This window comes from Caulobacter sp. P1_B12_2 (assembly GCF_056406675.1).
The window spans coordinates 1-9353 of record NZ_JBFTZS010000157.1; the positions used below are offsets into that span (position 1 = coordinate 1).

The 9353-nt window shown below is 66.3% G+C and carries 11 protein-coding genes; 2 read left to right on the forward strand and 9 right to left on the reverse strand.

The window, feature by feature from the left end:
• The 8 genes from AC1DZ6_RS11740 to AC1DZ6_RS11775 form a co-directional block, all read right to left on the reverse strand.
• Positions 1 to 573 (reverse strand): NAD(P)/FAD-dependent oxidoreductase (locus AC1DZ6_RS11740; RefSeq protein ID WP_477097357.1); only part of this gene is annotated, 573 nt, incomplete at its 3' end.
• Positions 574 to 578: 5 nt separating this feature from the next.
• Positions 579 to 890: a 2Fe-2S iron-sulfur cluster-binding protein gene (locus AC1DZ6_RS11745; RefSeq protein WP_477097358.1), complete on the reverse strand. Its 312-nt coding sequence runs from the start codon at positions 888 to 890 to the stop codon at positions 579 to 581.
• On the reverse strand, positions 881 to 1741 hold the full coding sequence (locus tag AC1DZ6_RS11750) for a 2-keto-4-pentenoate hydratase (protein WP_477097359.1): 861 nt from the start codon (positions 1739 to 1741) through the stop codon (positions 881 to 883). Before AC1DZ6_RS11750 ends, AC1DZ6_RS11745 begins: the two co-directional genes overlap by 10 nt.
• Positions 1742 to 1749: 8 nt before the next feature.
• Positions 1750 to 2244, reverse strand: a complete 495-nt coding sequence (locus AC1DZ6_RS11755) for a flavin reductase (RefSeq protein WP_477097360.1) — start codon at positions 2242 to 2244, stop codon at positions 1750 to 1752.
• 99 nt (positions 2245 to 2343) lie between these two features.
• Positions 2344 to 2856 (reverse strand): aromatic-ring-hydroxylating dioxygenase subunit beta, encoded by a 513-nt coding sequence (locus AC1DZ6_RS11760; RefSeq protein ID WP_477097361.1) that lies wholly within the window; start codon positions 2854 to 2856, stop codon positions 2344 to 2346.
• Entirely contained in the window at positions 2853 to 4106 is a 1254-nt protein-coding gene (locus AC1DZ6_RS11765; protein ID WP_477097362.1) for an aromatic ring-hydroxylating oxygenase subunit alpha, read from the reverse strand. The genes AC1DZ6_RS11760 and AC1DZ6_RS11765 overlap by 4 nt, the downstream gene beginning before the upstream one ends.
• Positions 4103 to 4636 (reverse strand): nuclear transport factor 2 family protein, encoded by a 534-nt coding sequence (locus AC1DZ6_RS11770; protein ID WP_477097363.1) that lies wholly within the window; start codon positions 4634 to 4636, stop codon positions 4103 to 4105. Before AC1DZ6_RS11770 ends, AC1DZ6_RS11765 begins: the two co-directional genes overlap by 4 nt.
• Entirely contained in the window at positions 4636 to 5739 is a 1104-nt protein-coding gene (locus AC1DZ6_RS11775) for an amidase (RefSeq protein ID WP_477097364.1), read from the reverse strand. Before AC1DZ6_RS11775 ends, AC1DZ6_RS11770 begins: the two co-directional genes overlap by 1 nt.
• A gap of 140 nt (positions 5740 to 5879) precedes the next feature.
• Between AC1DZ6_RS11775 and AC1DZ6_RS11780 the strand changes: the two genes are divergently transcribed.
• Together AC1DZ6_RS11780 and AC1DZ6_RS11785 are read left to right on the forward strand one after the other, a co-directional pair.
• Positions 5880 to 6380 (forward strand): MarR family winged helix-turn-helix transcriptional regulator, encoded by a 501-nt coding sequence (locus tag AC1DZ6_RS11780; protein ID WP_477097365.1) that lies wholly within the window; start codon positions 5880 to 5882, stop codon positions 6378 to 6380.
• Between the two features lie 117 nt (positions 6381 to 6497).
• Positions 6498 to 7397: a LysR family transcriptional regulator gene (locus AC1DZ6_RS11785; protein ID WP_477097367.1), complete on the forward strand. Its 900-nt coding sequence runs from the start codon at positions 6498 to 6500 to the stop codon at positions 7395 to 7397.
• A gap of 98 nt (positions 7398 to 7495) precedes the next feature.
• On the opposite strand, the gene AC1DZ6_RS11790 is transcribed toward AC1DZ6_RS11785, so the two are convergent.
• Entirely contained in the window at positions 7496 to 9163 is a 1668-nt protein-coding gene (locus AC1DZ6_RS11790) for a carboxylesterase/lipase family protein (RefSeq protein WP_477097366.1), read from the reverse strand.
• Positions 9164 to 9353: the final 190 nt, after the last annotated feature.

Here is a 9353-nt window from a genome sequence, read left to right on the forward strand (position 1 = left end):
GCCAGAGAGCGCCTCCCCCGCGACCCTTGCCAGCACGCGCGGGGCGGTCTCGATCAGCGTGACCGATTTGCCGCGTGAGACCAATGTGGCCGCCGCCTCCAGGCCGACATAGCCGCCGCCGACGATGGTGGCGTGCGCGCTGCTGGGCAGGGCCTCGATAATGGCGTCGACATCGTCGCGGCCGCGGACGACATGGGCGTTGGCGGCGTCATGGCCCGCATGGGGCAACCGCCGGGCCCGGCCGCCCGCCGCCCAAACCAGCGTATCATAGCCGATCGTCTCGCCGACGGCCGTGAGCAGCTGGCGCCCGCCACAGTCGACCGTCTCGATGCGACAACCGCCCAACCAGGCGATGTCGCTCTCCAGCCAGAAGCTTTCGGGCCGGATGAGGAGGCGGTCAAAGTCCCTTTCGCCGGCCAGATAGTCCTTGGACAAGGCAGGCCGCTCATAGGGCGGATGCGGCTCGGCGCCGATCAGGGCGATCGTGCCGCCAAAGCCCGCCTGGCGCAGCGAGATCGCCAGTTGCGCGCCGGCGTGACCCGCGCCCACGATCGCGACGTCGTATCTGGCCATCAACTTCAGTCCTCCGGCGCGATGGTGACCCGAAGGCCGTCCAGCTCGGCGCTTAGCGGGATCTGACAGGACAGCCGGCTGTCGCCGCGACGGGAGTCGCTGCTTTCAAGCAGGTCGTTCTCGTCCTCGCCCAAGGGCGGGAGCCCGTCGTGCGGCGCCACGAAGACATGGCAGGTCGCGCAGGAACAACATCCGCCGCACAACGCCTCCAGTTCGTCGACCCCATGGGCGCGGAGGGCTTCCATCAAGGTCTGCGAGACTTGGGCCTGGAAGGAGACGCTTGAGCCCGATCGGTTCGTGACGTGGATCAAGGGCAAGGCGCGACTCCTGCGACAGGGGTATCGGAAAACGCGGGCCGGAACGGAACGACAAGGGCCTCGACGCGGCCCCAGCGGCCAAAATCGGCCGTGCAGTTTTGCCCGATCTTGACCGAGTGAACCCCGGTCATCGCCCCGGTGGAGATGAACTGGCCCGCCTTGAGAGGCATTCCCAGCGCGCTCAAAGCCTCCAGCGCGAAGGCGAACGCGCCCACCCCGCCCCCCGGCAGCGATGACAGGCCTCCGCTTCCGGCCACCTCGCCGTCGATCACCGTCGAGCAGTGCAGGACGTGGGGGTCGTCGAGCACCTGGAGCGGCACCTGCGGTCCGACCAGCAGGCCGTTGTTGTTGCCAAGCTCAGCGATCGAGGCCAGGGAGTCCAAGTCGGGCAGGCTCGCCAGCGGACTGCCGGCGACCTCGATCCCAAGTCGCAGATCTCCGGACAATCGGCCCACGTCGCCTGCCGTGAAGCGCTCCTGCCCCTTGGGCTGATCCTGGGAGGCGTAGACGATCAGTTCGGCTTCGAACGCCGCCGAGCCGCCCGGAAACATTCGAAATTCGCAAGGCTGCCCTTCGAGCACCTCGCGGACGCCGCTTTCGAAGATCGGGCCGACGAAACGCTCCACGCCAAACTGGCTGGCGAGACGCGGCGTCAGGCGACCGACCTTCCAGCCGGCGATCGGCTCGGACCAGCGTTCGATCGCCGCCCGCTGGATCGCGTAGGCCTGCGCCAAATCGGTCGGCAGCGCGCCGGGGAAGACGGGCAAAGCCGCCCCCTGGCGGCGCGCTGAAACCAACCGCGCGGCGATCTCGTCGATCAGGCCGGGGTCATGGGGCTGGGAAGTGTTCATCCTTGATCTCACTGTGTCTTGGCCGCGACCTGGTGATAGGCCCGTGTGAAGTAGACGAGCCCGGGCGCGCCATCGTCGCCGACGCAAAGGTGCTCGACGGCGCAAACGAAGATCGAGTGGGTGCCGACCTCCAGCGACGCGGTGATGGTGCACCCGAAGCTGGCCAGCGCGCCGACCAGGGCGGGAACGCCGTGTCCGCAGTCCGACCATGTGGCCGCGGCAAACCGCGCCGCAATGTCGATGTTCCTGTTCGAAAACGCCGCCGACAGATCCTGCTGGTCGCCGGTCAGAACATTGACCGTCAGGCGGCCATTCTCCACGAGCGGCTGGTGCATCCGGCTCGACCGGTTCACGCAGATCAGAAGTGTGGGCGGCGTGTCGCTGACGCTGCAGACCGCGGACGCGGTCATACCGTGCAGACCGGCCGGGCCATCGGTGACGATGATGTTGACAGCCGCGCCTACCCGCGCCATCGCGGCGCGGAAATCCTGGGGATTCAACATAGTCATGTTCCTGGGAGGTCTGCTGACGGACTGAGGAGCTCTTGGGTTTCGCCGCGCCGCTGCGCGATCATACCGCCGGTCGAGTCACCGCCCGTCCGGTTAGAGGAGATAGCCGATGCCGAATTGGTAATCCTCGGCGTTCACCAGCGTGACCACCTTTCGGTCTAGGAGAAGGTCGTCGTTGCCCCCCCTGGCGATGCGATAGAGCACATCGGCGGGCAACAAGCGCATGTGTTGGTACTTGTATTCCGCGATGATCTGGGCCCCGCGCAGGGTGATCGACCGCTCATCCTGGTCGGCGATGACGAAGCGCGAGACGGTTCGCACCGTTCGCGCCGGCGGCGCCGAGGACATGGAAAAGCCCGACAGGAGACGCTTGACGCGCGCCTCGCGCATGGCCCGATCGTCAAGAACGATGTTGAGGACATCGGCATAGTCGGCGGCGTCACGCTCGACGGGAATGACATATTCGCCGCCTTCGGACCAAAGTTTGAGCCACGGCCTGTAATCCAGGCGGTCGAGCAGATCGGCCTCGGCCCAGATGAAGCGAACGGCCTCCTCGAAGCTTGGCGCCGCGACCGACGGGCGGCTTTCGATCAGATCGGTGCTCATGCCGTCATCACCTTCTTCCACATCTGGTAAGCCGCGCGCATGCCCGTTTCGGCGCTGACGTCGCCGGCGTTGTGACCGGGCTCGGCCGCGCCTTCCGGGGCGGCCACGCCGCGGTTGAGCATGATCCAAAGATCTTCGCCGGCCTGGGCGCCGCGCTGCACGCGCTCCCATCCCTCGGCGTCATCGGGGGTCCCAAAACCCATTGGACCCTGGAAATGCTCATGCAGCCGCAGCCGCATGCGATTGGCCGCGACCGGCCCCCCGTCCAGGCCCAGGGCGACGTGGGTGATCTCGGTTTCGTCAACCGCGACGGGCCGCAGCACGCGGAAGAACGCCATGGAGCAGGCGATGTTGGGGAACATGTTGAGGTTGAAGCCAGAGCCGCCGACCGCCCGGACGATGCGTCGGACCTGCGCCTCCTCCCGCCCCTCGGCGCGCAGCTCGCTGGCGAGCTCGGCGAAGCGGTCCGGAATCGGCGCCAGCGGATTGGCGTCCAGATCGACGAGATCGGGGATCATCACCATCACGCTATGACCGTTGCCCAGGTCCTCGACCCAGCCGCCCTGCCCCAGGACGTCGAACACGTCGCCTGTCTCGGCGTCCAGGGAGTCCAGGAACGTCTTGTGCACAATCGGGAAGTGATAGGCGTCGGTGGTGTTCTCTAGCTGGATCTTCCAATTGCCGGGAAACCGGAACTTGTGCTCGCCCAGCGTCTTGACGCCAAAGCCGGCGCCCTGCTTCATGAACAGGTCGATCCACTTGCGCGCCGGCCCCAGGAACTCGGCCAGCGGCTCGATATCCTGCTTGAACGTCGCGAAAATAAGCCCGTTGTATTCTTCGGTTCGCAACGAGATCAGTGGGAACGCGGTCTTGTCGAAGTCTGCGGGATAGCCCGCAGCGTGCGGTACCTTGCGCAGCGCCCCATCCACGTCATAGCTCCAGCCATGATACGGGCAGACAAAGACGCTGGCCTTGCCTTTCTTCTTCTCGCAAACGCTCGCCGCGCGGTGCCGGCAGCGATTGAGCAAGACGTGAACCTTGCCTTCCTTGTCACGCGTGACGATCACCGGCTGCAGGCCGACATGGCTGGTCTTGAAGGTGTTCTTGGCGGGCAGGTCGCTGGCATGCGCCACCCACACCCAAGTGTTCTTGAAGATCCGCTCCATCTCCTCGTCGAAGATGGCCGGGTCGGTATAGAGCGACGTATGAACACGATCGTCCCTGACCAGGCTTTCCAGATTGGATGTCATGCGCCCTCCTTGGCGAATGGCTGCGGCACGCAAATCTCGGAGATGTCGTTCCACGGGGCGATGTCCCGAGAAAAAATGTGCCGGGTGACGAAGCGGGCGATCCGCCACCCGTCTTCCGACTGCTTGAACTCGAGCGTCAGGGCGGCGCTGCGAAAGTCAGACCGTCCGTCGCGATAGGTGGAGACTTGCAGCATCATCCAGCGCCCGGCGGCGCGACCGCCTTGGAAGATCTCGATGGCTTCGGACGAGAGATAGTGGCCGTTGAGCACGAAATGCGGCGGGTCGGCATAGCCGATCAGCATGTCGGCAATCGCGTCGGCGCCCTCGTGAAGTCCGAACGCCTGGCGATAGCGGCCCTGCCCTTCCCAGACCGCGTCGGGCGTGAAGAGCCCCCGAAGCTCGTCGCGTTGGGTCAGCGGTCCCAGCTCGTCGCAAAGGCGGAAATACCGCGCGGTCAGCCGCCGCACGTCGCCCTCGGCCTCCAAAAGCGCGAGGCGCCTGGCCAGCGCCTGGTGCTGCGTCGGCGACATCAGGCCGCCTCACCGGCCAGGACCCGCGCGACGGCGCAGAGGGCTTCATCTTGGCCACGACGGCCGATCAGCTGAAGGCCGACCGGGCGGGCGCCCTTCCGCTCAAGCGGGATGGTCAGCGCCGGGTGCCCCGAGAGGTTGAAGGGCCGGACAAGCGCCGTCAGGCGTAGGGTCCTGGCGGCGTCGCCAAGCTCATCCAGCGCCGGCGGCAAGCTGGGAAGGGTTGGCAGGACGAGGGCGTCGACGGCGTCAAGCGCCCGATCGACCGCGATCGTGAAGGCGCTACGCACCTGCTCGGCCTGGGCGACCTGGTCTGGCGTGACGGCGCTGGCGGCCAGCAGCCGAGCCCGCACGTCATCGCCCATGCGCGGCTCGCCGACCAATCCGCCAAAGGCCGACCAGCATTCAGCGGCCATGATCGTGATGCCCGCMGCGAACGCCTCCTCAAGCAACGGCAGGTCGATTGAAACGCGTTGCGCAGGTGCGTCCGCGAGCGCCGCATCGACCGCCGCGTCAACCGCCGGCTCGGCCTCGACGACCACGCGCCCAATACGAAGCGCCGTCTTCGACAAGACGGGCGAGAAGCTCGGGTCGATAAGCCGCATGGCGGCCTCCAGGCCGGCGACGTCGCGGGCGAAGGGACCGACGCAATCCAGGCTCGACCGCGCGGGATGACACCCGGCGCGGCTTACCCGGCCGAACGTCGGCTTGAGGCCAAAGACCCCGCAGCAGGTCGCGGGTAGACGAATGGAGCCGCCGGTATCGGTGCCGATCGCCACATCGGCGAGCCCCGCCGCCACCGCGGCGGCCGAACCGCTCGACGACCCGCCAGGGATCAGCTCTGGATAGAGCGGGTTGAGGGGGGTTCCAAACGCGGCGTTGATGCCCGTGACGCCATAGGCCAGCTCATGCATGTGCGCCTTGCCGGTGATCGACCCGCCGCCCGCCAGGATATTGGCGACCACTTGCGCGTGGGCCGGCGCAGGAGCCGGATCGACCAGCGCGCCGCTTCCAAGACGCGTGGGATAGCCGCGAACATCAAGGCAGTCCTTGACGGCCACCGTCAGCCCGCCGGCCACGGCAAGTTCGGGCGTGTCGATCAAAATTGGCCCTGGGCCAGGATGGCTCGTGTTCGTCATAGGTTGAATATTCAACACCTAGTCGCCGTTTGGCAAGTTGAATATTCAACCTCGTTGTTCGACGCGGCACATGCGATACAGCGAGGGTTCGAAGGGATTTCCAGATGGCTGTCAGCTCGACAAGGGAGGCCGCGACGCCCCCCTTCACCTACCGCACCTGGCCTTTTTACTGGCTTTCCCGGGTCAGCGGTCGTTATCGCGATCGCATGGAGGCGCTGCTTCGCCCGTCGGCGCTGGATATGCCGCGCTGGCGGGTCCTGATGACGCTGCACCAGGACAAGGTGGCCGGGGTCAGCGAAATCGCCACCCACGCCGGCGAGAAACTGCCGACCATGACCAAGATCATCCAGCGCATGGAGACTGACGGCCTGGTCCGCCGCCAACCGCGTGCGGGCAAGGAATGGATGATGGAGGTGGCGCTCACGCCCAAGGGGGAGATCGCCGGCGAGCACGCCTGGGAGCGGGCCGCGCATCTTTACCGCAACGCGTTTCGAGGCATGTCCGACCGGGATATTCGAACGCTGACGAGCCTACTGGAACGCGTCGCCGAGAACCTGGCGACGGACGATGGGCCCGCCTCCAGCGATCCCGCGCGGCCCTTTTGAGCATCCGCGCCAAGGTTGCGACGATCATGACCAGCCTTGCCCGCCTCGCCCCGCGCGCCGCATCCTCACGGCTCGGAGCCTAACCGCCGGCCCCACCCTTGCGCCCATCGGAGCCTCATGTCCCGACGTCCAAGCCTCAACAGCCTTCGACTGTTCATGCGCATCGCGCACAGCCGCAGCTTCAGTGAAACCGGGCGGGCCGAGAACGTCTCCCAGCCGGCGCTCAGCCGGACCATCCGCCTGCTCGAAGAGCAACTGGGCGCTCGCCTCTTCGATCGCAATTCGCGCAACGTCTCGCTGACCAGCGCCGGCGAGGCGATGCTGCCGATGGTCGAGCGGCTGATCGCCGATTTCGACCATGCCTTCTCCGAGCTGGCGCTCACCTTCTCCGGCGCGCGCGGTCGTGTGGTGATCGGGGCCATCCCTTCGGCCGCGGCGTCCTTGCTGCCCAAGGCGATCGCCTCGTTCCTGCAAAACCATCCGCACGTCGAGATCATCCTGCGCGATTATGTGTCGAGCGTGCTGTATCAGGAGATGCAGGACCGCCAGATCGACCTGGCCATCACCACGCCGCCCGACGCGCCGGGGTTCCTGTTCGAGCCGTTCACCGAGGACGCGATGATGCTCGTCGCCCGAACCGGAACGTTCGAGGAAAGCGGAGAGATCGACTGGTCCTGCTTTGTCGAAACGCCTTTCATCGCCATGGCGCCGCGCAGCAGCGTGCGAGAATTGACCGATAGCGCCATGCGCAAGGCGGGCATCAATGTGCGTCCGCTTTTCGAGGCGACGCAGCTGTCGACGGTTCGTGCGCTGATCGAGGCCGGACTGGGCGTCACCGCTCTGCCGGAATCAGCGATCACCCTAATCGAGTCGCCGCTGATCACCGTCAGGCCGCTCGTGAACCCGCTGATCACCGTGAAGATCGGCATCTCGCACCTGGCTGACCGCACCTTGGCGCCGGCCGCCGAGGCTTTCCGACGCCACTTCCTGGCGGGAGCCTCCACCGCGAGCTGGTAGGGACGCGTCCAAGGTCATCCTCGATACGCGCGCCAGCTCCAGCAACGAGCGTCAAAGGCGCCGGCGGGGACGCCTCACACCCGCCCCCGCCGCTTTCGTCACTTTTTGGGAAGCGCCGCCAGCTCGCCATCGATGCTCGCCAAAACCGCCTCACTCAGTTGTTGCGGCAGGTACATTTGGAGCGCCGCGAGCGTCTGTCCACGCGCCATGTTGATCTGGTCGTTGTTGACGACGTCGGGAATGCGCCGCTGAAGGATCGCGCGCGCGGCGGGATCGTCCAGGAGCACGCCCAGCGGCGTGATCAAGCTGTTGTAGCGGTCCAGGGCGCGGGCGGCCGCCACGCGGCGTGTGGCCGTATCGATCTCCGCGCCCCAGGGATCCTTCTGCGGCTCAGGCTTGCCGCTCACCGCGAAGTCCATCAGCGGATCGCTCTTGGCGTCATAGCGGGGCCAAGCCGGAAGGTCGCCGCCGTTCGGATTCCCCGTTCTGGCGAAGTTGACGAGATAGGCGCTGATGGCCTTGCCCATCTGGACGTCCTTGGCAGTCGCCTGCGCGCCATATTTGATGGCGGCGTTGTCGAAGAAATAGGGCACGTCGCTGGCGTGCTGCGCGCCGGGCTGCCCGATGGAATCGGCGACGTAGGAAAAGCGATAGTGCCAGACGGGCGCGCCCTTTTCCGAGACCTTGGCGGCAAGGCTTCGCGCCCCAGCGATGACGAAACCGGTCTTGCCCCCTGTATCGGCGCTGGTCGCGCCGATCATCATCGGCACCTTGTTGAAGGCGCCGGTGGTGTAGGCGCGATCCTGATCAACGACGAGCTTACCGTCGAAGAAGGGGCCGCTATAGGTCTTTGGGCCCGGCCGAGGCTGAAAGAGCTGGATCATGCTCAGATCGTCGGTGACCTGTTCGGCGCTCAAGGCGCGCAGCTTTTCAAGCGCCCGCGGATCGTCCGGCGCCACGCCCTGCGCCTTGGCGAACGCTTGGTAGACCTTCTCGACATCGGCCAGTTTGGGGTTGGCGGCGGTTTGGGCATCGCCGCCGGACATCACGACCGCCTTGTGAAAGAGCCCGCGCGCCAGCGGCGTCGTCACGAGCATGTGGACCGACATCCCGCCCGCGCTCTCGCCAATGATCGTGACGTTGGCGGGATCTCCGCCGAACTGGCCGATATTGCGCTGAACCCATTTGAGCGCCGCGATCTGATCGAGGTAGCCGTAGTTGCCAAGYAGACCCTTGTCGGGATTTTGCTTAGTGAGCTGGGGAAGCGCGAAGGTCCCAAACCGGCCGACACGATAGTTGAAACTGACGAACACCGCGCCTTGCCGCGCGATGTTCGCGCCTGAATAGGTTGGCGGAGAAGCGCCGCCGTTGACGAAGCCGCCGCCATAGATCCAGACGATCACCGGCAGCTTGGCTTTCGCTTCCGCGGGCTTCCAGACGTTGGCGTACAGGCAGTCTTCGGCGGGCGTGGTGCCGAGCGGGGCCGCATCGCCTCCGAACGGCTTTTGCATGCAGTCGGCGCTGTACGCCGTCGCCTGGCGCACACCGGTCCAGGAGGCGGGCGGCTGAGGCGCGCGCCAGCGCAGCGCCCCGACGGGCGGGGCCGCGAACGGGACGCCTTTCCAGCTGGCCACGCCGTCCTCAACAGCGCCGCTGATCGTCCCCTGCTGGACCCTGACCAGGGTCGAACCGGTCTGGGCCACAGCTGAAATCGGCGCGCAGGCCAAGGCCGCGGATATCAAAGCCTTCAAGGCGAGAGTCTTCACTTCAGTGATCCTTCGTAATCAAAGGCCTCGTACGCCCCGTTTCGGTGACGACGAGCCCAGTGGCTTGATCCAATGGCTGAACCGCCCGAAGCGTCAGCAGCGAATTGAAGCGCCCGACCTCGCCGGCCCTGCGAGCCCGCGTCATCGCCGCGCCTCTCCGCCACGCACCAGGCCGGCGGCGGGCTTACGC